This is a genomic window from Bartonella sp. bp_1 (assembly GCF_055808085.1).
Window position 1 is genome coordinate 1,300,515 of record NZ_CM147851.1, and the last position, 24,619, is coordinate 1,325,133.

The window sequence follows — 24,619 nt, forward strand, 5'->3', positions numbered from 1 at the left end:
GATTAAGAGGCTTTATTCTTGGCTTTTTTTGTCGGTTTTGCAACGCTGCTTGGCGGCGGTGTATCAGATGACATTTTCGTTGGAGACGGACCAACAGCCGTTTCAGCCTTTTTGCTACCTCCAAATGCACGTGAAATCCACGAACCTTTGTTTTCTTCAGGCGACAAACCACCCTTTTGCAGCAAGCTATAGGCATCCTTATACCATTTACTATCCGGATAGTTCTGCCCCAAAACAGCAGCCGCTGTCTGTGCCTCGGTTGTCAAACCCATGGCATAATTGGTTTCAACCAAACGATACAAGGCCTCTTCAATCTGGTTGGTATTGGAATAATCTTCCACCACAGTACGGAAGCGTTTAATTGCCGCAAGATATTGCTTGCGTTCCTGATAATAACGGCCAACCTGCATTTCTTTACCGGCCAACTGCTCACGCGCAAAACGAATCTTCGTATTGGCATCTGCGACATATTCCGAATCGGGAAAACGGTCGACAACTTCCTGCATGGCAGCAATCGCGCGCTTTGTATCTTTCTGGTCACGCGTAATATCGGGAATCTGACGGAAATAGGAAAGCCCGATAATATAATAGGCATATGCCGTTTCTTCCGATGTCGGGTAGAGAGAAATATAACGCTTGGCCATATTAATGGCCTCATCATTCTTTCCTTGACGATAATTGGTGAACGCGCCCATAACCAAGGACTTACGCGCCCATTCGGTATAAGGATGCTGACGATCGACCGCTTCGAATTTTTTCGAGGCTTCACTCAAACGACCATCCTGCAAATTTGCAAGCGCCTGATTATAGAGAACGTCTGGCGGATCAATTGTTTCGACATAAGACGCAAGATCAATCTCTTTATCTTTGTTGGAACATCCAGCCAAAAGACAGGCACCGCTTAATAAAGCGGCAACAAGGAATTTCCCGCGCATTGCGGTACATTCGAATTTCGATGAAATGGACTTGGTCATTCGTTCTCCAGCCTTCCGGCATACATCAATAACAATAAGATCAACCCGCTTGTTATACTAAAAATAAGTTTCTGCCAAAACCTTTAATCACAAGCGTCCTACAGCGGCAACTGTTTTACAGGTTTCATGCACGTGAATTACAGATTTTACAAAGCTTGGTCAATCATTCTATCGCGACTGAATTATGACAACCTACAGCTTTTCAAATGATTTCAAGCGATAAATGAGGATAAAACGCCAATTTCATAACTCTGCGGACGAGACAAAAGAGCCTTAACCAATTCGGCATTCAAGCGATGCCCGCCCTTATAAGAAGAAAAACGGCCAATAAAAGGATAGCCTAAAAGGGCCATATCACCGATAGAATCAAGTAATTTATGGCGAACAAACTCATTCTCGAAATGCAAGCCGCTACGATTGATAATCTTCTGATCAAAACCGATAACAACAGAATTATCCAGAGAAGACCCCAAAGCCAGACCACTTGCCCACAGGGTTTCAACATCTTTGAGAAAGCCAAAAGTGCGCGCGGATGCAATCTCGGCAGAAAAATCATCATGATATAGGTCAAAAACAATATGCTGGCGTCCGATAAGCGGAGATGGAAAGTCGATTGTTACATCAAAAACACAACCTGTATGCGGTTCAAATTGTGCATATCCATTTTGTGTCTCGACCCGCACCATCTCCTTGACCTTGATATAAAACCGCGGCTGATCTTGTTCAAAATGTCCTGCTTTGGAAAATTTCTGCATAAAACACAAGCTGGAACCATCAAGGATTGGTATTTCATTAGCTGAAACATCAATTCTGAGATTATCAAAGTGGCTTGCATATATTGCGGCCATAATATGCTCAATCGTCTCAACGCGAACGTTACCATGTCCTAAAACCGTACAAAGATCTGTTCTACCGGTATTGGCAGATACAGCTGGAAGTTCCACGACATTATCTTGCCCATCATGACGAACAAATACGATACCATGCCCGGCAGGCGCAGGCTCAACACGTACTGTACATGGAATGGCACTATGTACACCATAGCCGAAAAACTCGACTGGCTCAGCCAATGTCGCCTGATTTTTTTTCACATTATTTCCCTTACTGTCGAAAGAGGTCAGCTTATAATAATTTCAATAAATAGCTATGAAAAATAATATCGATATCAAGCCTTAAAACATCAAAAACGACACTTATTCAAACTTAGATGCGTATATATAAAAAAGCCCTGCAATCATAAGACCACAGGGCAACGAGAAGGTTGAGGGCTTTAAAGTGCTTTTTCTAGCTGTTACGCTGACAAGCCTCTTATTATGGAAAAACAGCCCTTCGCCAGAGGCGAAGGGATTATAATTTATCAGTTGGCCTGACGACGAAGGAAAGCTGGAATTTCCAACTGGTCTTCTTCTGTCATGGCGCGAGACTGTGTGCGCATCTGGGCTTCCTGTGCCTTGCGTGGTGCATAGACAGCCGCATCAGGTGAAATACCACGCTGTGTCTGTGGCTGGACTGTACGCTGCGGCTGGGCAACAGGCTCAAGACGGGCTGTCTCATTTTCCTCATCACGATGCATCAGACTTTGCGTCAATTTCTGCCACAAGCTGCGCTGACCTTGCGGCTGGCTTTGCGTCTGCGATGAGCGGCTTGCACCAACCTGCTGGCGAGCAACCGGCGGAAAATCATCCAGTGCCGGCATACGCTGGCTGACAGGACGTTCCATCTGTTGAGCCGGTGCATGGTTGACAACAGGTTGCTGTACTGCCGATTGCGAAGCAATTGCCATATTAACCGGCGGCAGCTCGGTCATTTCATCAAGAACACGGGCTGTTGCCTCCATTGAGACAGCATTGGCAATCGGCTGAGCAACAACCGGACGCAGATTGCTACGCGGTGTTTGCGGCATACGCGAAACGGCAGAGGCTTCAGGTGCCTTAAATAGCTGGCTTTGAGGTTTAAAAGGCTCTTCAGCAGGCTGTGCCATTTCAACTTCCAAAGCTTCCATCACTTCAACCATGGCCTCGGGACGGCTTTTGGGAGCTTCTGGAGCAGCGGCTGGAATTTCAGCCTTTTTTACCGGTGCAGCAGGAGCCCGATGGGTTGAAAAATCAGTTGGCAAAGCATTTTCACCATTAGCACGATCAATACCCGTTGCAACAACCGATACCCGGATAACGCCTTCAAGTGATTCATCATCAATCGCACCAAAAATAACATTGGCATCCGAATCAACTTCTTCACGAATACGATTGGCGGCTTCATCAACCTCGAACAAGGTCATATCACGACCACCAGTGATGGATATCAACAGACCGCGGGCACCGCGCATAGATGTTTCATCCAACAACGGATTGGCAATTGCAGCTTCAGCAGCAGCCAATGCACGACCTTCGCCGGAAGCTTCGCCTGTCCCCATCATCGCACGACCCATTTCATGCATCACCGAACGCACATCGGCAAAATCAAGATTGATCAAGCCTTCTTTGATCATCAGATCGGTGATCGAGGCAACACCCGAATAAAGCACCTGATCAGCCATGGCAAAAGCATCAGCAAACGTTGTTTTTTCATTGGCAATACGGAAAAGATTCTGATTTGGAATAACAATCAGCGTATCAACACATTGCTGCAATTCCTCAATGCCGGCTTCAGCCGTTTTCATACGGCGCGCACCTTCAAAATGAAAAGGCTTGGTTACCACACCAACCGTCAGAATACCTTTTTCACGTGCAGCACGAGCAACAACAGGCGCAGCGCCTGTACCTGTACCACCGCCCATGCCGGCCGTGATAAATGCCATATGTGAATTAGAAAGCTGATCAATAATTTCATCAAGGCATTCTTCAGCAGCAGCACGGCCAACTTCGGGAAGCGCTCCAGCGCCTAGCCCTTCGGTAACAGCCTCACCCAGCTGGATCACTCGTTCAGCCTTTGACATGGTCAAAGCCTGCGCATCTGTATTGGCCACAACGAAGTCAACACCCTGCAAACCGGCATTGATCATATTATTGACAGCATTACCGCCACCACCACCGACACCAAAAACGGTGATACGCGGCTTCAATTCGGTAATGTCCGGCCGATGCAGATTAATAGTCATAATTCAATTCCTTCTCAAGTATACCGCAAGCCCATAGCGGTTCATTGTTTGTCTTAAACTCAAAGCACTAAAAAATCGTTAGGACTCAAAAACTATCGCGCAGCCATTGGCCGACACGTTGAAAACGCCCCCCCGTGCCCGTCATACGATTTTGTGCGACACGAATTGATGTTTCTGCAAAACCCGCAGATTGCGGATAAATCAAAAGCCCGACAGCCGCTGAAAATGCGGCCCCCTTGGCCGTACTGGGCAAACCGGACACCCCAAGTGGTCGTCCGATACGCACATTGCGCCCCAATATCTTACGTGCAACTTCCGGCAACCCCGTCAATTGACTGGCGCCACCGGTCAGCACAATACGTTTACCGACCACATGGCCATATCCCGAACGGTTAAGACGATCCCGTACCATTTCCAACGTCTCTTCGATACGGGCAGCGATAATCCGGCTCAACACACGACGAGGGAATTGCGTCTCATGCTGCTCACCGGCAATCGGTGCAATTTCAATCATATGATTGTCTTCAACACCACCCGCAAGCGCCGAGCCATGCATCACCTTAAGCCGCTCAGCCGCTTCAACCGGCGTTGAAAAACCACGCGCGATATCCAGCGTCACATGATTACCGCCGACAGCAATCGCATCGGCATGGACAAATTTACCATCCATAAAGACAGAAACACTGGTTGCCCCACCGCCAAGATCAATACAAGCCGCACCGATACGCGCCTCATCCTCGACCAAAGCGGCAAGACCGCTTGCAAATGGCGTTGCTACCATAGCTTCAACAGAAAGATGGGCGCGATTGACACAAAGCTCAAGATTACGCAACAACGCTGAATCAGCACTTAAAACATGCACATCAACACCGAGATTTTCCCCCATCATTCCCAAGGGATCATCAACACCTGTCTCACCATCAAGAGAAAATGATATCGGCAAAGAATGGACAATATGACGATCAACGGCAAAAGCCTTGCGCGACACCTCGGCAAGCGCCATACGAATATCACGTGACCTTGCCTGACCATTTTCCAACACAACAGAGCCACTGACCATCTCGCTTTTCAGACGGCCAGACGAGAAATTAACAATAAGCGAGTCAACAATCAGACCCGACATACGCTCTGCTGCATCCACAGCCAGACGTACCGACTGTTCTACAGCCGACATATCAACGACAACACCTGACTTGATACCACGCGAGCGTTGCACGCCGAAACCGAGCACTTCCATTGCGTGGGTGCGGCCATGCAAATATTTGCCACCATCGAGCGGGCGCAGCTTGGCAATAATACAAACAACCTTGGTCGAACCAATATCAAGAACCGTCAAGAAACGTGTTTTACGGGAGCCCCCATGCGATGAACCAAGAATATTCATGCCCGACCTGCTTTCTTCGCCTTTTCCTGACGTTCCAATTCTTTGACTGTTTGCGCACGACGCTCCATAGCCCCCGGTGTCAACGCCACAGTCACCCGATCATCAAGGCGAAGATCAACGCTGGACACATCACGCGACAACACACCCGCCGCATCGGCATCGGCAAAAAACGCCTTCAATCGTTCTTCAACGGCAAACTCGGGCAACTTGACCCGAACACCATTATCGAGAAGCACATCCCAGCGACGACCACCAACACGGATATAAGCGCGCGCATGATCATAGATCGCAGGAAACGAAGCCATCTGCTCCATAAAACCTCTTGCCTTGTCCTCAGCACCACGCCCAACCAGCAAAGGCAGACCATCGGCCAATCCTGCACGGAATGGTACAATCACCCGTCCCTGCCCATCAACAATATCCATCTCGCCATCATGCTGCCAAACCGCAAAGGGCACACGCTCCACCAAGGAAATCCGCACGCGGCCAGGATAGACCTTTTGCACATCGACACTTTGAACCCACGCAAGCTGCGACAAGACATCCCGCGCATGCGCCACATCAAAACCGATCATCGAGGTCTGACCATCAAGCCCCAAAGCACCGAGAATATCGATTTCAGAAAGACGATGATTACCAACCACATCGATATCTTCAACAGCAAAACCGGCTGTCGACGTTGCTGCATTAACAACATCATCGGTATGCCCACCAGCAACAATACCATACACAGAAGCCGCCGAAAAAATCGCAACAACGCCCATCGTCCCGGCAAAACGTGGAAGACGCATATCGGTAAGAACAAAACGATGGAATGAATGACGCAACCGACGATAAAGACGCGTCAAAACCGACGCACCTACCACCCGTCCACCCCAATCATTCCGATCATTCAACGCATGCATGACGCGTCCTCTACCATCCACCGGACAATATCCTCAAAAGACTGCCCTGCAACCTTCGCAACATCAGGCACAAGCGATGTCGGCGTCATGCCCGGCTGGGTATTAATCTCCAACCAAACAAGTTCGCCCCGATCTTCATCATAACGAAAATCCGAACGACTAACGCCGCGACAGCCAATAGCCTGATGCGCACTCAACGCCATCCTTTGCACATCTTGGTAAATATTTGATGAAAGCGCAGCCGGACAAATATGTTTTGAGCCGCCCGGCTTATACTTTGAATCATAATCATAAAATTGAAACCCTTCTTCAGGCACAATTTCACAGACATCCATCACCATATCACCAATCACAGGACAGGTAAATTCACGACCGGCCACATATTTCTCCACCATGACAATATCGCCATAGCGCCACTCGGACCCACGCAAAATCTGCGGCGGCGCTGACTGCCCCTCACGCACAATCACCACACCGAAGCTCGAACCTTCACTAACCGGCTTAACAACATAAGGCAGAGCAATAGGATGATCCTGACCAATATCAAAACGGCTCATCACCCTTGATGACGCCACACTAACGCCAGCAGATGCCGCAACAATTTTAGCCCGCCCCTTATCCATCGCCAAAGCCGACGCCATAACACCGGAATGCGTATAGGGAATCTGCAGATATTCAAGAACACCCTGAATCATCCCATCCTCACCAAATGGCCCATGAAGCGCATTAAAAGCAATATCCGGACGCAAATGAGAAAGCACCGCCGCCACATCACGTCCGACATCAACCGAACTAACGCGATAACCAAGTGCTTCCAGCGCCGCCGCACAAGCCTTGCCTGACGACAGACTAACCGGACGCTCCGACGAAAAACCACCCATCAACACAGCGACATGCTTGGCCATAAGAATCCCTCAAACACCACATATAGTCCCCACCACTCTTAACATCACCATCCCTAGATGAATTACGATTCATCCTTGCGAATCAATAAGGTAGCGTTTGATCTCAGTGAATCAGAGAGTTGATTCCATGACAAGCCCTACAAAGCCACATGCAACGGCAAATCGCTATTCATACGATTCATCCCCTTGAAATGACTCAAAAAAAATTTCATATTTTTTTAACAAGCACAGCGCTCAAATAGCATCCGAGACAACAACACGGTTTTTCACCAAACGCAGATCGCCTTTTTGATTGTGGCCCGCCTCGCACCAACCTTGACTTAAATAAAAGAATTGCGCCCTTGAACTGGGCTCTGTTTCAAGCCAGATCATTGAATGATAGCCAAAAAGATAGTCTTCGGCCTTTTTTAATAGCTGACGTCCGATTCCCAGCCCCTCAAAAGCGCAATCCATGAAAACCGCAAAAAGGCAGGCATCCTGCCGATCCGCCATCGAAAAGCCAACAATACGTCCACCCATATCGGCCACCCATGCGCTAGGCTCGGCCACGATCATATCGGCAATCGACTGCGGCGTAATACCGAGTGCGGCCATTTCCTCAATGCTCATATGGTTTTCTTTAACGGATGTACGAATGCGTATAACAGCAGCAATGTCAGCAACGGTCATAAGGCGTATAATTACATTCATGAAACAACAAAGGGCTTAACAATACGGTCTGCCTCAAACAGACCGATACGCTGGATTTCCCAATGCAGGTCATGACCGGAATGTTCATAAACCCTCTGGCGCACTGTCTCACCTAAAAGTTCAAGATCATAAGCCGTCGCTGCACCGCGGTTGATCATAAAATTACAATGCATCTCGCTCATCTGCGCATCACCGACCATAAAACCACGGCATCCCGCTGCATCAATTACCTTCCACGCAGATATTCCTTCAGGATTGCGGAAGGTTGAACCACCGGTTTTTTCCCGAATAGGTTGCACCATTTCCCGATGATGGGCAACCTCATCCATCGCTTTCTGGATATCCTCACGGCGCCCCACCTCACCTTGCATCAGGGCCGAAACAAAAATAAATCCATCCGGTGTCTGCGAATGACGATAAGCATAATGCATATCATTGACATCAAGCACATGACGCTTGCCGTGCCGGTCAAGAGCATGAACCTCGACAACGCGCTCGCAGGTTTCAACACCATTAGCACCGCCATTCATTTTCAAAGCACCACCCAGATTGCCGGGAATACCATGATAGAAATGAAATCCGGCAATCGATGCTTCCAATGCAGCCATGGCCAGCTTTTTGTCTGGCGTTGCGGCACCCGCACACAAATGCCGATCATCCATCTGCTCGACATGACCAAAACCTTTGGCCGACAATCGTATAACAACACCCTTGATACCGCCATCACGGATCAACAGATTGGAACCAATACCAACAACGGTGACAGGCACCTCCGCAGGTATCTGCTGTAAAAAATAAACGAGATCATCTTCATCGGCAGGTTGAAAGAAAATTTCGGCCAGACCACCTGTACGAAACCATGTTACCTTGCCCATATCGACATTGGCAGCAATCCGCCCACGCAATTGCACTAATAAAGGTTGCAATTGCGCCAATAAAGCCTCACCATCAATGAGCGGATATTGTGCCATCAGCTATCCAGTTTAGCCAACTCTTGCGGCAAAGCATAGGCCCATTGGGTAATATTGCCCGCCCCCAGAAAAACAACATAATCACCCGGCTTGGCAATATCGTGGACAATTGGCGCTATATCCTGCGGCCCTTCGATCAGACGCGCATCACGATGTCCGCCAGTCTTAAGGCGTTCGACCAAAGTCTTTGAATTGGTACCTTCTATCGGATCCTCACCGGCTGTATAAACTGGTGCGATCATGACCGTGTCAGCATCATTGAAACAAGCGGCAAAATCATCCATCAAATCATGTAGACGGGTATAGCGATGGGGTTGTGCAATCGCAATAACACGTCCCTTGACACTATCGCGCGCGGCTTTAAGAACAGCCTTTATTTCAACCGGATGATGGCCATAATCATCAAAAATATCGACACCGTTCCAACTGCCCGTATAGGTAAAGCGGCGCTTGACGCCACCAAACGAAGCGAGTCCCTTTATAATCGCCTCATCTGAAATTCCCAATTCATGGGCAACAGCAATTGCTGCGGTTGCATTGGAAACATTATGGCGACCGGGCATTGGTAAAACAAGGTTCTTCATCTCGACGATCGCCCCTGTCTTGCGACTGCGGATTGTAACATCAAAATGGGAATGGGCACCTTCCGTATGATGATTTGAAAAGCGTACGTCTGCCTGCGGATTGGCGCCATAAGTGACAATACGGCGATCATCAATGCGTCCCACCATATTCTGCACTTCAGGATGATCAAGACACATCACGCCAAAACCATAAAACGGAACATTTTCGACAAATTGGCGAAAGGCCTCACGCACAGCATCGAAACTGCCGTAATGATCCAAATGTTCAGGATCAATATTAGTTACGACAGCAATATCGGCAGGAAGCTTGAGAAAAGTACCATCACTTTCATCAGCCTCAACCACCATCCAGTCACCTCCTCCCATACGGGCATTGGTGCCGTAAGCATTGATGATACCACCATTTATAACGGTAGGATCAAAACTACCAGCCTCCAACAAGGTCGCAACCATGGATGTCGTCGTTGTCTTACCATGCGTTCCACCAATGGCGACAGCCTGACGGAACCGCATCAACTCTGCAAGCATTTCGGCTCGGCGCACAATTGGCAAGTGACGCTCTTTGGCTGCAGCATATTCAGGATTATTCTTCTTGATAGCTGTAGAAACAACGACCACTTCCGCTTTACCGAGATTTTCAGCCTTATGACCGATAAAAGTTTCGATCCCTTTAGCGCGCAACCGCTCGACATTGGCATTATCAGCCTGATCAGAACCTTGCACCTTATAGCCTAGATTGTGCAACACTTCGGCAATACCGCTCATACCGATACCACCAATACCGATAAAATGGACGAGACCGATGTTTAGCGGCATTTTCATGTCAGTTGATCCTTTATCTCTGCAAGCGGTTTATCCGCTATCAATCCTTCTGCCAGATCCGCTAAAAGTACAGCAGCATCCAGTCGCCCGACCTTTTTAGCAGCCTCGGCTTGTGTCATCAAAAAGTCTGGCATTCTCATTGCCGCTTTTATCACATCACACATACGCTGGGGGGTAAGTTCAGCCTGTTCAACAACTTTTACACCACCACATTGCGCCAAAGCAGCAGCATTAGCAGCCTGATCATGGTCCAGTGCATAGGGATACGGCACAAGCAAGGCCGGACGTCCGATAGCGGCAATTTCAGAAACAGTAGAAGCACCGGAACGCGCTATAATGAAATGTGCTTTCGCTATACGCTCAGCCATATTATCAAAAAACGGAGCGATCTCGACATGAATTTCCAGTTGCTGATACATTTCATTCAAAGCAGCCTCATCATGACGTGACTGCTGAACCAGATCAAGACGCTTGAGACTTTTATGATCAAGGTGCTTCAAAGCCTGCGGCATGATTTCATCAAAGAAACTTGCCCCTTGACTTCCACCAAAAACCAACAGATTGAACCGTCCCTCATCTTCAGCAGGCCGATAATCTTTTTTGGCCGCATCAACAACACTTTCCCGTACTGGATTACCCGTTACAATAATTTTGTCGGCATATGCCCCTTCCGGACTTAAAAAACCGCCGGCAATGGCATCAACCCGTGCGGCAAGCGCCTTATTAGCCCGCCCCATAACACCATTCTGCTCATGAATCAGTGTTTTAATACCGGCAGAACTTGCAGCATAAAGTGGCGGCAATGTTGGATAACCGCCAAAACCGATCACCAATTTTGGTTTCAGCTGGCGATAAAGGGCACGGGACTTTCTAACACCCGACAATAGCTGCCATAATGTTTTTGCTAATGAAAAAGGGTTCTTGCCAGTGATGGTTGCTGAAGGAATGACATGGACATGCCCGTTGGCAAAGCCCTTAGCAAAGCGCTTGGCCCGTTGATCTGTCGCCAGATGGACATTGTAGCCGCGTTTTGACAACTCATCGGCGCAAGCTTGCGCTGGAAAAAGATGGCCGCCGGTTCCACCAGCACAGACAATAATTGTACCGCGATCCGTCATCATGCTACCCCTGCTGTGCCATCATGGTGGGCATTGATGCCGACAATCGGGCCTCTGGACGACGCCGTGTCAAACTGAGAAGAACACCCATACTAATTGCAATCGCAACAAAAGAAGATCCCCCATAAGAAATGAAAGGAAGCGTCATGCCCTTGGGAGGCATCAAATGCAGATTAACCGCCATATTGATAATAGACTGAAGCCCGAAAATCATCGCAATACCCGTAATTGCATAACGTTTAAAAAGATCACGCTCTTTGGCGGCAACACGCATCGAATGCACTACAATAAAGGCAAAAAGAAGCACGATAATAATACATAGGATAATGCCGTATTCTTCTGCTGCGACAGAAAAGACAAAATCGGTATGGCTATCAGGGATAAACCGTTTGACGGTCCCCTCACCCGGCCCCTGCCCAAGCCAACTACCGTTGAGAATAGCCTTTTCACCTACAGCTGTCTGAAACGCTTTTTCTCCACCAAGAAAATCATTCACACGCTCATGTACATGGTGGAATGTCATGTAAGCACCAAATCCACCGACAACAGCCAGCGCGATAAACAATACCACAACAATAACCGGCATACCGGCAAGAAAGAAAACACCGCCCCATGTCGCACTGATCAACATGGTCTGTCCGATATCACGCTGCAACACGAGCACCGCTGCACAAGCCAAGAAAAGTATGGCGGACAAAATAATATTCTTGAGGTTCCCAGCCTTTGACTGCTGAGCAAAAAACCATGCCGTCAAAACAATAAAGGCCGGTTTGACAAATTCTGAGGGCTGCAAGCTGGTGAACCCCAAATCAATCCAGCGACGAGCCCCCTTGATCTCCATACCAAACAGCAAGGCACCAATCATCAACAAAAAAGCACAGATAAAAAGCAATGTACAAAAACGTCTGATATTTTGTGGTGAAAAAAACGACACCATAATCATCACAACAAGAGCAGGAATGGCAAACACGATCTGCTGGCGCGCAAAATGAAAACTGTCAGCGATATTGATACGTGCGGTAATTGCAGGACTGGTTGCAAATGAAAGAAGAATACCAAGCCCCATCAACATAAGACAGGCCGCCAATATGGCACGGTCTATTGTCCACCACCAATCGGCAATCGGGCCACGATCCGCACGTGAGATCATGTTCTATCCTCTCATAATCAAGAAACCTTGCGACAAAGCGCAGTCAAAACCCGATTATAAAACGAAACAGATACCGGATGGTTAACGCGATTATAAGAAGTTTTTATAATGCATTGACAAGGCTGACAAAGGCAGCCCCTCTGGCACCGTAATTCTTAAACTGGTCATAGCTAGCGCAGGCTGGCGACAATAAGACAGCACATTCATCATCACCGGCATGAGCAGCGTCATATGCAGCCTGACGCACAGCAACCTCAAGTGTACCCGCCATTGAAATTTCAAATGCGCCATCAATTGTACGGGCAAAACTTTCAGCAGCATCGCCGATGAGATAGGCTTTGCGTATTTTTGGGAAAAAGGACTTCAAGGCTTCAATCCCACCTTCCTTGGCAAGCCCCCCGATAATCCAGTATATATGATCAAACGTCGCCAAGGCTGGCGCACTGGCTTCCGCATTAGTTGCCTTGCTGTCATTGATAAAAAGCGTGTGCCCTATTTTACGCACCTGTTGCATACGATGCGGTAGACCGGGATAGCTTGCAAAAGCGCCATACAGATCGTTAATCCCAATATCGAATCTATCAATGGTCGCCAAAGCCATCAGGGCATTTTGTGCATTATGCCCCCCCCGCAACGATGCAATGCCTTCCAATGACAAACGCTGCTGACGCACCCCATTTTTGACCGAATAAAGCTGTGTTCCTTCAGCAAAATAACCGTCTTGCACCAGAACCTTTTCCTTGGAAACCGGATAAACTTTATGACCTGCTTTTTGCAATTTTTCAAAAATGGCCTGACAATGCACATCATCGACCGCAACCAACGCTGTTTCAGCCTGTTTTACCAATCTTTCCTTGATTGCACAATAATGCGCAAAACTACCATGACGATCAATATGGTCAGGTGTCAGATTGAGCAATATCCCGACACTGGGATTCATAGAAGGCGTCAGATCAATCTGGAAAGATGAACATTCAATGATATAAATTCTGTCTTTTGCGAAAGGCGCAAGCGCCAAAATAGGCGTACCGATATTACCGCCCATCTGGGCATCACAACCCGCCTCACGCAAAACATGGTCAATCAGCGCTGTTGTCGTCGACTTCCCATTGGTACCTGTAATCGCCACAAAGGGACAATCATGACCATCCTGCCCATTAGCTTCAAGATAATGATTGCGCTGGCGGATAAAAAGTTCGACATCACCGATGATTTCAACATTATAGCGCTTAGCTTCTTCAACGGTCCAATGCGGCTTGGGATGGGTTAATGGAACACCCGGTGCCAAAACCAGAGCACTGAACACCGACCAATCCACCTGATTAAGATCGATAACAGGCACATCATGTTCACGCGCATTTTCACGCGCCTGTTCATTATCATCCCATGCCGATAACTGCGCTCCACCTTCAACCAGTGCCTTGGCTGTTGCCAACCCCGAGCCACCAAGCCCGAACAAGGCAATGTTTTGTCCTTTAAAGCAATCAACAACAATCATAACATCAACGCAGTTTCAGGGTGGAAAGACCAATCAAGGCCAGAATAATGGATATAATCCAGAAACGGATAACAACCTGACTTTCTGTCCATCCCTTCTTTTCAAAATGATGATGGATAGGCGCCATGAGGAAAACACGCTTACCGGTCATCTTGAACCAGCCAACCTGAATAATAACCGAAAGCGCTTCCATCACAAAAAGACCGCCTATAATAGCCAGAACAATCTCGTGTTTGGTGGCCACAGCCACCGCACCCAACATACCGCCCAACGCCAATGAGCCGGTATCTCCCATAAAAATGGCGGCAGGTGGTGCATTAAACCATAAAAATCCCAATCCGGCACCAATGACTGCACCTAGAATGACGGCAAGTTCGCCTGTACCCTTGACATAGGGGATTTGCAGATAATCAGCAAAAACAATATTACCGGAAAGATAAGCGATTACCGCAAAAGAAGCGGCAGCCACCATAACCGGCACGATGGCAAGACCATCAAGCCCATCAGTGAAGTTGACCGCATTACCGGATCCAACCATAACAACCGCAGCAAAAGGAATAAAGAAGACACCGAGATTAAGAACATATTCCTTGAAAAAAGGCAGCCCCAGATCAGAAGATCCGGCAAGCATAATAACCAGCCCCGCAATGGCCGCGATAATAAATTCAAGCCCCAAACGTGCCTTGCCTGAAAATCCCTTGTCACTCTGTTTAGTTACCTTGAGATAATCATCATAAAAACCGATTGCCCCGAAAGCCAGCATGACAATCAAAACAACCCAGAAATAGACATTGATAAGATTACCCCAAAGGAGTGCCGAAACAGTTGTCCCACACAAAATCATAAGGCCGCCCATCGTCGGCGTACCGGCTTTTTTAAAATGGGTTTGCGGCCCATCGGCACGGATCGGCTGCCCTTTACCCTGTCGTACTTTTAAAGAAGCAATAATACTAGGGCCGAATAAAAAGACGATCAAAGCAGATGTAATCATCGCGGCAGCCGTTCTAAACGTAATATAACGAAAAACCCCGACTCCCGGCAGAGACGCGATATAACGAAAAAACGCAACGCCCGGCAGATAGTCGTTTAAAAGGGACAATAACATCAACATCTGCGCGGTTCTCCGGTCCGTTTAGTATCTTATGCAGCCAACGGCTTATAGCGCTCAAGTAAGGCGGCGACAATAGCCGAAGAGCGGATAGAATTGGATGATTTGATCATGATCACATCACCATCACGAATATCATGGCAAATAGGCTCAATCAGCGCTTTCGCATCGGCTTTCCAAACTGTGGAAAGCTCATCGTCAACATCCCGCTGCAAAGCCTGCATCTCGTGGCCAATCAGATAAAGCTGATCAATAGCCGCCTTTACAACGGGCTCCTTTAAAGAACGATGTAAATCTTTCGAGAAAGAGCCCAATTCCAGCATGTCGCCCAGAACAGCAATACGCCGGCCACGTTTATGAACTTCGGTATTGTTCAACAAATCCAAAACGGCCACCATGGAAGTCGGGTTGGCATTATAGCTTTCATCAATCAAGGTAAAACTACCGCCATTGGGCAAACCAAGCCGATAACGTGCACCACGGCCTTTTTCCGCACTGAAGTTGGCCAAATCCAACGCCATCATAGCCGGATCAGCACCGAGCAAAACACCCGCACCAATAACAGCCAATGCATTTTGCACCATATGACGTCCGGGAGCACCAATCTTGATCAGTGCTTCTTCTCCTTTGAGAGACATTTTTATACACGAACATTCCGGCATCAAACGATAGTCAAGCAGGCAATAATCAGCGCCCTTGGCCTCACCAAAAGAAGCGATGGTCTTAACCCTGCATTTTTTCGCTTTTTGAGAAAGATAACTGAAAAATTCATCATCATGGTTCAACAAGGCGATAGAACTTTCACTCATCGTCTCAAAAATCTCGGCCTTAGCATCGGCGATCTCTTCAAGACTTTTAAAATATCCCATATGGACGGCGGCAATGCGGGTAATAATGGCAAGATCGGGCTTAACCATGCCCACCAAATGGCGGATTTCCCCAGCATGGTTCATACCGATTTCAAAAATACCATAATTGCTATCTGCAGGCATACGCGCCAACGTCAACGGCACGCCCCAATGATTATTGAACGATGCCGGATTGGCATGAACCTTGCCCTGCCCTTCAAGACAATGACGCAATGCCTCCTTGGTTGTTGTCTTACCGACAGAACCGGTTATCGCAATAATTTTTGCCTGTGACCGGGCCCGAGCGGCACGTCCAAGCTGCTCCAACGCCACCAAGGCATCATCGACAACAATAATCGCAGCCGCAGACTTAGCAAAATCCGCTTCATGCGCCTTATCGATAACCAATAAAGACGCACCATTCTCAAAAGCCTTGAGACCAAAATCATGACCATCGAACTGGTCACCCTTGATACAGAAGAAAATATCACCTTTTTCAACCGTACGACTATCGATAGATACACCTGAAAACCCATCAGCAACCGGTTGCCGAATTTTACTATTCAGTGCTTTTTCAACATCTTGAGCAGTCCATAAATAGGTCATGATTTTATTGAATCCAGAGCATAAAGAGCTTCTTGTTCATCCGAAAAAGGAAAAGTTTGAGAACCGATAATCTGGCCATTCTCATGCCCCTTGCCAGCCACAACCAGCGTATCACCCTCGCGCAGCATGCCAACCGCATACTGGATCGCCTCACGACGATCCGCAATTTCCATCGCGTCAGGAGCCGCATCTAATATTTCACGACGAATAACTTTGGCATCTTCACTGCGTGGATTATCATCCGTCACAATAACAATATCAGCTTTATCCGTGGCAATCTTACCCATAATAGGACGCTTGCCCTTGTCACGATCTCCGCCACAGCCAAACACAACGATCAAACGACCGCGGGTAAAAGCACGCAAGGATGAAAGTACATTTTCCAGCGCCTCCGGCTTATGGGCATAATCAACATAGACCCGTGCACCTGCAGGCGTAGCGCCAATCATTTGCAGCCGTCCCGGTGCGCCATGGAGACGCTCCAACATTTTAACGACAGCTTCTTCGACAACTCCTGTGGTAATAGCAAGGCCAGCAGCAACAAGTGCATTCGAAACCTGAAAACAACCAGCCAACGGCAACATGAATTCATATGTCCGGCCATCAATCTCGATTTCGACATATTGACGTAATTGTTCCTGTTCAACTCGTTTAAGCTTGATGAAATTGCCCCGTCGTCCCACACTCAACACCTGACGACTAGCTTTTTTAACATGGGCAATAGCACGCTCGCTAAATACATCATCCGCAAAAATAACAGCTGGCGCATCACGCGGCAAAAGCGTATCAAACAACCGCATTTTAGCCTTGAAATAATCATCGACCGTAGCGTGATAATCCATATGATCACGGCCAAGATTAGTGAAAGCGGCTGAGGCCAGACGCACGCCATCCATACGGCATTGATCGATACCATGGGAGGACGCCTCAAGCGCAACATGGGTAACGCCATCATCAGACAATCTCTTCAACAAAGCCTGCAGCGTAACAGGGTCAGGCGTAGTCAAGGAACCATATTGTGTATATTTATCAGACTTAACCCCGACTGTACCAATACTAGCGGCAGAAAAACCCGTACCCATCCATATCTGACGTAAAAAGGAAGCCACAGAAGTCTTGCCGCTTGTACCGGTAACAGCGGCAACAGCCTCGGGCTGGGCACCATAAAAACGCGCTGCGGCAATCGCCAAACGGTGACGGATATTATCAGCCTTTATAATCGGCACAGACTTATCGGATATCTCGACCTGATGGTCACAAATGATTGCGGCCACGCCCCTCTTGATCGCATCGTCAACATAATTCGTTCCATCGGCATGACTACCTTTGGCTGCAAAAAACAACGAGCCTTTATGCACCTGACGTGAATCGGCGGTAATATCCGAAACATCTACATCGGGAATCCTACCTTCTATCCCTTTAGCTTCAATTAATCGCTCGAGTTTCATTCCTCTTCCCACTAATCATTATTTGATGTTTCAGGCAAATTCTGACCAGCCGTCAAAATCGGCTTATATTCCTCGTTAAAGTCCGGTCTCACGCCCAAAAAGGTCGCTGATCGACGAATAATATTAGCAACCATCGGGGCAGCATTAAGGCCAGCCGTTGCGCTAAATTTGCCTTCCTCCGGTTTAGGCTCATCAATGATGGTCAAAACCACATATTGCGGGTTTTCAATCGGGAAAGATGCCAAAAACGCATTAAAGCGCACATTATTGGCATATTTGCCATTAATTACCTTTTCAGCGGTCCCCGTCTTACCACCAACCCGATAGCCATCAACACGCGCACGCCGCCCTGAACCAATATCGGCATTCAGCTTATAGAGATAACGCATGTCACGACTCGTTTCGTCCGAAACAACACGTGTTGAATGGGCCATAGCATCCGCCACACTGCGCTTGAGAAAAGTCGGTTCGAAAAGATGCCCGCCATTCATCAATGCAGCGGCTCCTACGGCTGTCTGCAAAGGTGTCGTCATCATACCGTGACCAAATGAAATCGTCATCGAATTAACTGTTTTCCAAGGATGCGGCTCAACCGGCCGAGCAACTTCAGGCAGCTCTGTCTTCATACGATCCAAAAGCCCCATCCGCTTGATAAACTCACGATGGCCGTCAATCCCGACTTCCAATGCTTCCTTGGCAGAGCCAATATTGGAAGAATAGATAAAAATTTCCCAAGCAGTAAGCGGACGATATTTACCATGGAAATCCTTAATAAAACGACCACGTCCAGCCGCAAGGGGCTTGGAAGCATCAATAACGCTATTGAGATGGAACTTGCCTGAATCCAATGCCATAGCGGTCGTAAAAGTCTTAATTGTCGACCCCATCTCGTAAGTACCCGCACTCATTCGGTTAAGCCGGTCTTTTTCCAAAGCGTTATATGGATTATTGGGATCAAAATCCGGCATGGATACCATTGCAATAACTTCACCAGTTTTGATATTGAGGACAACCGCACCAGCAGCTATCGCCTGATAGCGTTCCATGGCTTTCGCCATTTCATCGCGCATAATCGCCTGCACCCGCACATCAATGGACAGTTTAACAGGCTGCAATGCCGATTCATTCACAAGACCGGCTGCACGCAAATCGCTCAGACCAGCCTGATCGATATATTTTTCCATACCGGCAATCCCCTGATTGTCGATATTAACCAGACCCAATATATGCGACGCAGTTGGCCCGCCCGGGTAAAAACGTTTGATTTCAGTACGAAAACCGATGCCGGGAATACCCAACGCCATGATTTGCGCTTTCTGAGTCGGTGTCAGACCGCGCTGGACCCACGCAAAAGCCGCATTGCTTTTCAGCTTTTTATAGGTACTGCGCCAATTAAGGTCAGGCAGCACCTTGGATAAAAGCTCGATAGTTTCATTGGGCTCTACAATTTTTCTCGGTTCCGCATAAAGTGAGAACGTCTTGATATCGGTTGCCAACAGCTCGCCATTACGGTCGACAATATCAGGCCGTGAAGCCGAAATATGAACTTCAGGTCCCTGCGTTTCGACCTGTTTTTCGCTTTCAATACCGTAATAGACAAGGCGGGCACCGATAACAGCATAAACCCCGATAAAACAGGTTGCAATCAAACCCAAACGACGGCGGCTGCTTACCAAACGGTCGACCGGCTTTTTCGTCGATGATGTTTTTGAACCTTTATCATGACCAGCACCAAGCGTTTTTTTATTTTTCATAAAATTTATCATGGCCGTACACTGCCTGTCATTATTGTATCAACCGCCGCGCCCTTACGTCGGGCAGCAGCCAGCAATTCACTTCCTTCGTCTATATCGCTGTCCTTAATGAGATTTTCGATCTGATCCGGCAACCGTTCAGGCACATCCTTGAAACTTACAATCTGGCGCGGCTCTATGGTTTGTAAGTCCAGCTGCACAGCATAACGCTCTACCAATTGTTGCATACGGATTGGCTGCGTCATCAAAGCCCAATCGGCTTGCAATAGACGGATTGTGTTCTGTTCGGCCTCGATCTGGCGCTCGATATGACGTACTTCATCAATACGCTTTTGCGCATCATATTTGACCTTGTAGGTTACACCGGCGACTGCAATCATCAGCACCACCAGAACCATATCAAAAGTACGAAAAAGCGTCATAACTCAAATCCCGTCTTCTATGGCCAGATCAGGAACGCCGAAAATCGACATATCCTCTTTCTGGACCGGATATTGTGTACGCACTCCGACACGAAGTTTGGCAGAGCGCGCGCGCGGATTGAAACTGATTTCTTCCTCGCTTGCTGTTTTTGCACCTTTAAACAAAGGAATAAAAACCGCCTGCTGCTCATGCCGGTCCGGTAAATGGCGCGATGCATTGACTTTACCTGATCGGGCGTTAAAAAATCGTTTGACCATACGATCTTCAAGAGAATGGAATGTTACCACCGCAAGCCTACCGTCCTTTTTCAAAACACGTTCGGCTGCAAAAAGTGCGCGCGCCAATTCACCCAACTCATTATTGACGTAAATGCGCAAAGCTTGAAAAACCCGGGTTGCCGGATGAATATGATCCCCCGGCTTGCGCCCGACAAGCGCCTCAATAGCATTGGCAAGATCAAGGGTGCGCTCAAACGGTTTTTGCGCCCGCTTCTGCTCGATCATGCGCGCAATACGTCCGGCATGGCGCTCTTCACCAAGAATATGGAATATGCGCGACAGATCATTGGCTTTCATCTGATTGACAACATCGGCAGCACTTTTACCCGCCTGCGCCATACGCATATCAAGAGGCCCATCTTTCTGGAAAGAAAACCCGCGCTCTGCTTCATCAAGCTGCATAGATGACACACCGATATCAAGGACAACAGCATCTACCATCCCACAGACAGCATCATCCAGACGCGAAAACTGCTGCTGTATCAAAGTAAGGCGTCCGGGAAAACAATCCAACATAGCTTGACCATCCCGGATCGCATTGGGATCACGATCAAGCGCGATCACATTGCCACCCTTTTCCAAAAAAACACGCGAATATCCGCCGGCACCAAATGTACCGTCGACAATCAACTGACCTTTAACATCACCCAGACTCTCCAGTACCTCATGGATAAGAACCGGAATATGTCGCTCTGCTGAAAGCATATTCTTTTGATAATCCCTGGGATCCACACTTGCTCTTTTTACCTCGCCCGAGCAAAAAAAGAGCATGAATCCACATTTCAATCTGTCACTATTCTGGGCAAATAGTGACATATTATGCTTAAGGAAGTGTTAGGATTGCCTCTTCACATTTTTTTTCTTTGCCTATCTGCAATAAAAGTTGCATGGCTATAAACAAGCAAAGGAAAAGAAAATGAATGCGCAATATACACCTGATACAGAAGATGGTGTAAGAAGCGGCACAAATGCCTATAGGCGTATATGTTACGCCATGTTCTTCGCAGGCTTTGCTACCTTTTCCCTTCTTTATTGCGTTCAGCCCCTATTTCCATCCTTTGCCGACTATTATCAGATTACTCCGGCACAAAGCGCCTTGGCATTATCAACCTCCACAGCTATGCTGGCTATTTCAATCCTGCTTTCAAGTGCCTTTTCAGAAGCCTTGGGCCGACGTGGCCTTATAGGGATATCCATGGCGCTGGCTTCTATCTGCAACATCATTGCCGCCATTGCGCCCAATTGGCATTGGTTGCTGGCTGCACGTGCACTGGAAGGTTTCCTCCTTGGCGGCGTTCCTGCTGTGGCCATGGCCTATCTGGCGGAAGAAATAAGCCCTAAGGGATTGGGCAAAATTATGGGACTCTATATTGGCGGCACGGCCTTTGGCGGCATGATGGGACGTGTCGGTATGGGTATCCTGATTGAATGGCTAACTTGGAAAGACGCCCTTGTCATCATCGGCATCATCGACCTTGCTGCAGCCATCGCATTTTTGCTGCTCTTACCGCCATCTAAAAACTTCATTCGTCATGGTGGCTTTGATATCCACTATCATATGCGGGCATGGATCGGCCATATCGGCTCAATCCGTCTTGTCTATATTTTCTGCTTTATCTTTCTAGCCTTCGGTGTCTTTGTCGCCATTCTCAATTACACCAGTTTCCGGCTAATCGGCGCACCTTTCTATCTTAGCCCGACAGCCATCGGCTTTATCTTTATCAGCTATATTGCCGGTATGATTGTCTCGCCAATTGCTGGTAGCCTGACAGGAAAATATGCCCACAGCACATTGCTCCTCTTTGCCCTTGCCATGTACGCACTGGGCATCATAACAACACTATCAGATCATCTTGCTATTTTTATCTTTGGTATTATTCTGCTCACAATAGGTTTCTTTACCGCCCACTCAGTAGCCAGCTCATGGGTCGGACGCATTGCCATGGGTGCCAAAGGGCATGCCTCGGCTCTCTATCTGCTCTTCTATTACATGGGGTCAAGCTTTATCGGCGCCTTTAGTGGCTGGTTTTGGTTCCATGGCGGCTGGAACTGGGTCGTTATCTTTACACTCTCACTGCTGTTGATCGCCCTTGTTTTTTGCCTATTATTGCGCAACCGTGAAAAAGCATGATCCATTTTCAGATTGAGAATGTCAGATAAAGCAGAACGAAATTCAATACCAAAACAATCACCGCACATAAAATAGCAATCCATTGCGTCAATCTGCTATTGGCAAAAGACCCCATAATCTTTTGGCGACCGGTAAAAATCAACAATGCAATCATCGGCACCGGCAGAGAAATACTCAAGATCACCTGACTGATCACCAGTGCCTTGGTTGCATTGACCCCCATTGCGACTACGGCAAAAGCCGGAACCATGGTTATAAGGCGGCGCAGCCAAATCGGTATCTGAAAATTGACAAAGCCTTGGCATATCATCTGGCCTGCCATAGTGCCGACGACTGAACTTGATATACCCGAAACAATAAGCGAAACCAAAAAAATACCGGCAGCTCCCATACCCAACAACGGTGTCAAAGTATGATAGGCATCCTCAATTTCGGCGATATCGCTATGGCTACCATGAAATGTACTGGCCGCCATAATCACCATGGCCATATTGACCATACCTGCGACCGCCAGAGCAATAACAACCTCTCGATTGGAGTAATGCACCAACTTGCGCCGATCCTCTTCACCTTCCACCTTGACGCGATGTTGCGTAAGACCCGAATGCAAATAGAGTGCATGCGGCATCACGGTTGCACCGATAATACCGACCGAAATCATCAATGCATTGGCATCCGGCATTTCAGGCTTGATAAGATGCAAGCCAGCTTGCGTCCAATCGACAGGCGCAATAATCATTTCCAGCAAATAACAGATACCGATAATTGAAACGAGTATGCCGATTAATATTTCCATTGGCCGAAAACCATGCCGGTCAATTATCAACAACATATAGGTAACAATAGCCGTTACAATCATGCCGGTCATTAAAGACATATTGAACAGCAGCGCCAAACCGATAGCGCCGCCTAAAAACTCAGCTAAATCAGTCGCCATAGCGGCAATCTCACTCACCACCCACATCATATAGACAACGGGCTTGGGAAACTCATCACGACAAAGTTCGGCAAGATTTTTACCTGTAACAATGCCAAGCTTGGCAGAAAGCGCCTGAAACAGCATGGCAATCAAGTTAGCTGTCAGCACAACCCATAAAAGCGCATATCCATAACCCGAACCAGCCTGGATATTGGTCGCAAAATTACCCGGATCCATATAGGCAATAGAAGCAATTACCGCAGGCCCGAACATAAGAAAAATCGAACGTCCACCGGAATGCTTACCTGCCAAAAGCGCCGATATACCGGCTGTTGTCCTTTCGCTCAAACCTATTTTCTTTGACTTTTTTGCCATGACTCACAATCACAATTGCACTTCATTTGCAATTATGAAATATTCATGGAAAGGTCAAATAACATAAGCTGTTATAAGCATAATTTTATCATGAAGTGAAATGTACAGCTATATTACAGGCACAATAGACGAAGATAACTATAAGGATTTCGATTGTGCACAAATTCTATCTTTTCCAAGGACCTACCTCACAGAAAAGAACAATAATCTAACATTCCACATAGATGGATTGATCAATCAGGGTTTCATTGTCCTCTTTGACAATTGCATGCGCAAACTTAAAAAATCTGTTTGTAAACACAAGGATGATGACTTTCAAATTGAGCTATTTAATCAATGCTATCTTGGCGAATTTGATGACTGGGTAGAATTGAAGACCCCTCCAGAATCCATTCAAATGCTCCATGACAACATTATACAGTTCTGTCTGGATAATCATATTCATGAAATAAGTCTTTGGCTTATTGACTACTACTTTGAAGATGAAAACACACCCGATGACATTAAACATTTCGAGTCTAATCGCCATGATTTTATCGAAAAATTATTCAGTAGGTCTTGGCATAATCCTGATGAAGGAATCTTTGCCAAAAATATATGTATTAACTTGAAACTCAATATATAAACGAAA

General features: G+C 47.5%; 21 protein-coding genes. 2 read left to right on the top strand and 19 right to left on the bottom strand.

The genetic code is table 11. From position 1 onward, the window contains the following. Positions 1-2: 2 nt before the first annotated feature. From ACYZ97_RS06480 to rsmH, 18 genes are all read right to left on the bottom strand, one after another. Positions 3-935: an outer membrane protein assembly factor BamD gene (locus ACYZ97_RS06480; RefSeq protein WP_473300652.1), complete on the bottom strand. Its 933-nt coding sequence runs from the start codon at positions 933-935 to the stop codon at positions 3-5. Positions 936-1,186: 251 nt separating this feature from the next. Beyond that, positions 1,187-2,065 carry a UDP-3-O-acyl-N-acetylglucosamine deacetylase gene (gene lpxC / locus ACYZ97_RS06485; RefSeq protein ID WP_473297561.1) on the bottom strand — a complete coding sequence of 293 codons (879 nt, stop codon included), beginning with the start codon at positions 2,063-2,065 and terminating at the stop codon, positions 1,187-1,189. A 266-nt stretch (positions 2,066-2,331) separates the two neighbouring features. Further along, positions 2,332-4,071, bottom strand: coding sequence for a cell division protein FtsZ (gene ftsZ / locus ACYZ97_RS06490; protein ID WP_473297563.1), 1,740 nt, complete (start codon positions 4,069-4,071; stop codon positions 2,332-2,334). A gap of 85 nt (positions 4,072-4,156) precedes the next feature. Further along, positions 4,157-5,455 (bottom strand): cell division protein FtsA, encoded by a 1,299-nt coding sequence (ftsA, locus tag ACYZ97_RS06495; RefSeq protein ID WP_473297565.1) that lies wholly within the window; start codon positions 5,453-5,455, stop codon positions 4,157-4,159. Then, complete coding sequence (locus ACYZ97_RS06500; protein ID WP_473297567.1) at positions 5,452-6,381, bottom strand: cell division protein FtsQ/DivIB; 930 nt, start codon at positions 6,379-6,381, stop codon at positions 5,452-5,454. Before ACYZ97_RS06500 ends, ftsA begins: the two co-directional genes overlap by 4 nt. After that, positions 6,348-7,265: a D-alanine--D-alanine ligase gene (locus tag ACYZ97_RS06505; protein WP_473297569.1), complete on the bottom strand. Its 918-nt coding sequence runs from the start codon at positions 7,263-7,265 to the stop codon at positions 6,348-6,350. The genes ACYZ97_RS06500 and ACYZ97_RS06505 overlap by 34 nt, the downstream gene beginning before the upstream one ends. A gap of 234 nt (positions 7,266-7,499) precedes the next feature. Next, entirely contained in the window at positions 7,500-7,955 is a 456-nt protein-coding gene (locus ACYZ97_RS06510; protein ID WP_473297571.1) for a GNAT family N-acetyltransferase, read from the bottom strand. Then, positions 7,952-8,926: a UDP-N-acetylmuramate dehydrogenase gene (gene murB / locus ACYZ97_RS06515; protein ID WP_473297573.1), complete on the bottom strand. Its 975-nt coding sequence runs from the start codon at positions 8,924-8,926 to the stop codon at positions 7,952-7,954. The genes ACYZ97_RS06510 and murB overlap by 4 nt, the downstream gene beginning before the upstream one ends. After that, a complete protein-coding gene (gene murC, locus ACYZ97_RS06520) occupies positions 8,926-10,332 on the bottom strand; it encodes a UDP-N-acetylmuramate--L-alanine ligase (RefSeq protein WP_473297575.1) in 1,407 nt (468 codons plus the stop codon). The genes murB and murC overlap by 1 nt, the downstream gene beginning before the upstream one ends. Then, positions 10,329-11,450, bottom strand: a complete 1,122-nt coding sequence (murG, locus tag ACYZ97_RS06525) for an undecaprenyldiphospho-muramoylpentapeptide beta-N-acetylglucosaminyltransferase (RefSeq protein WP_473300653.1) — start codon at positions 11,448-11,450, stop codon at positions 10,329-10,331. The genes murC and murG overlap by 4 nt, the downstream gene beginning before the upstream one ends. Positions 11,451-11,454: 4 nt before the next feature. Next, positions 11,455-12,600 carry an FtsW/RodA/SpoVE family cell cycle protein gene (locus ACYZ97_RS06530; protein WP_473297576.1) on the bottom strand — a complete coding sequence of 382 codons (1,146 nt, stop codon included), beginning with the start codon at positions 12,598-12,600 and terminating at the stop codon, positions 11,455-11,457. A gap of 103 nt (positions 12,601-12,703) precedes the next feature. Then, the gene (gene murD / locus ACYZ97_RS06535) at positions 12,704-14,098 is read right to left on the bottom strand and encodes a UDP-N-acetylmuramoyl-L-alanine--D-glutamate ligase (protein WP_473297578.1); all 1,395 of its coding nucleotides are present in this window, start codon (positions 14,096-14,098) and stop codon (positions 12,704-12,706) included. Positions 14,099-14,102: 4 nt separating this feature from the next. After that, a complete protein-coding gene (mraY, locus tag ACYZ97_RS06540) occupies positions 14,103-15,209 on the bottom strand; it encodes a phospho-N-acetylmuramoyl-pentapeptide-transferase (protein ID WP_473297580.1) in 1,107 nt (368 codons plus the stop codon). Positions 15,210-15,238: 29 nt separating this feature from the next. Continuing rightward, complete coding sequence (locus tag ACYZ97_RS06545; RefSeq protein ID WP_473297582.1) at positions 15,239-16,660, bottom strand: UDP-N-acetylmuramoylalanyl-D-glutamyl-2,6-diaminopimelate--D-alanyl-D-alanine ligase; 1,422 nt, start codon at positions 16,658-16,660, stop codon at positions 15,239-15,241. Next, on the bottom strand, positions 16,657-18,108 hold the full coding sequence (locus ACYZ97_RS06550; RefSeq protein WP_473297584.1) for a UDP-N-acetylmuramoyl-L-alanyl-D-glutamate--2,6-diaminopimelate ligase: 1,452 nt from the start codon (positions 18,106-18,108) through the stop codon (positions 16,657-16,659). The genes ACYZ97_RS06545 and ACYZ97_RS06550 overlap by 4 nt, the downstream gene beginning before the upstream one ends. An 11-nt stretch (positions 18,109-18,119) precedes the next feature. Continuing rightward, entirely contained in the window at positions 18,120-19,862 is a 1,743-nt protein-coding gene (locus ACYZ97_RS06555; RefSeq protein ID WP_473297586.1) for a peptidoglycan D,D-transpeptidase FtsI family protein, read from the bottom strand. An 8-nt stretch (positions 19,863-19,870) separates the two neighbouring features. Then, positions 19,871-20,284, bottom strand: coding sequence for a cell division protein FtsL (ftsL, locus tag ACYZ97_RS06560; RefSeq protein WP_473297588.1), 414 nt, complete (start codon positions 20,282-20,284; stop codon positions 19,871-19,873). 3 nt (positions 20,285-20,287) lie between these two features. Continuing rightward, entirely contained in the window at positions 20,288-21,268 is a 981-nt protein-coding gene (rsmH, locus tag ACYZ97_RS06565; protein WP_473300654.1) for a 16S rRNA (cytosine(1402)-N(4))-methyltransferase RsmH, read from the bottom strand. A gap of 211 nt (positions 21,269-21,479) precedes the next feature. On the opposite strand from rsmH, the gene ACYZ97_RS06570 reads away from it, so the two are divergent. Then, the gene (locus ACYZ97_RS06570) at positions 21,480-22,694 is read left to right on the top strand and encodes an MFS transporter (protein ID WP_473297590.1); all 1,215 of its coding nucleotides are present in this window, start codon (positions 21,480-21,482) and stop codon (positions 22,692-22,694) included. 7 nt (positions 22,695-22,701) lie between these two features. On the opposite strand, the gene ACYZ97_RS06575 is transcribed toward ACYZ97_RS06570, so the two are convergent. Continuing rightward, a complete protein-coding gene (locus tag ACYZ97_RS06575) occupies positions 22,702-23,988 on the bottom strand; it encodes an Nramp family divalent metal transporter (protein ID WP_473297592.1) in 1,287 nt (428 codons plus the stop codon). 268 nt (positions 23,989-24,256) lie between these two features. Between ACYZ97_RS06575 and ACYZ97_RS06580 the strand changes: the two genes are divergently transcribed. Then, positions 24,257-24,613: a hypothetical protein gene (locus ACYZ97_RS06580; protein ID WP_473297594.1), complete on the top strand. Its 357-nt coding sequence runs from the start codon at positions 24,257-24,259 to the stop codon at positions 24,611-24,613. Positions 24,614-24,619: the final 6 nt, after the last annotated feature.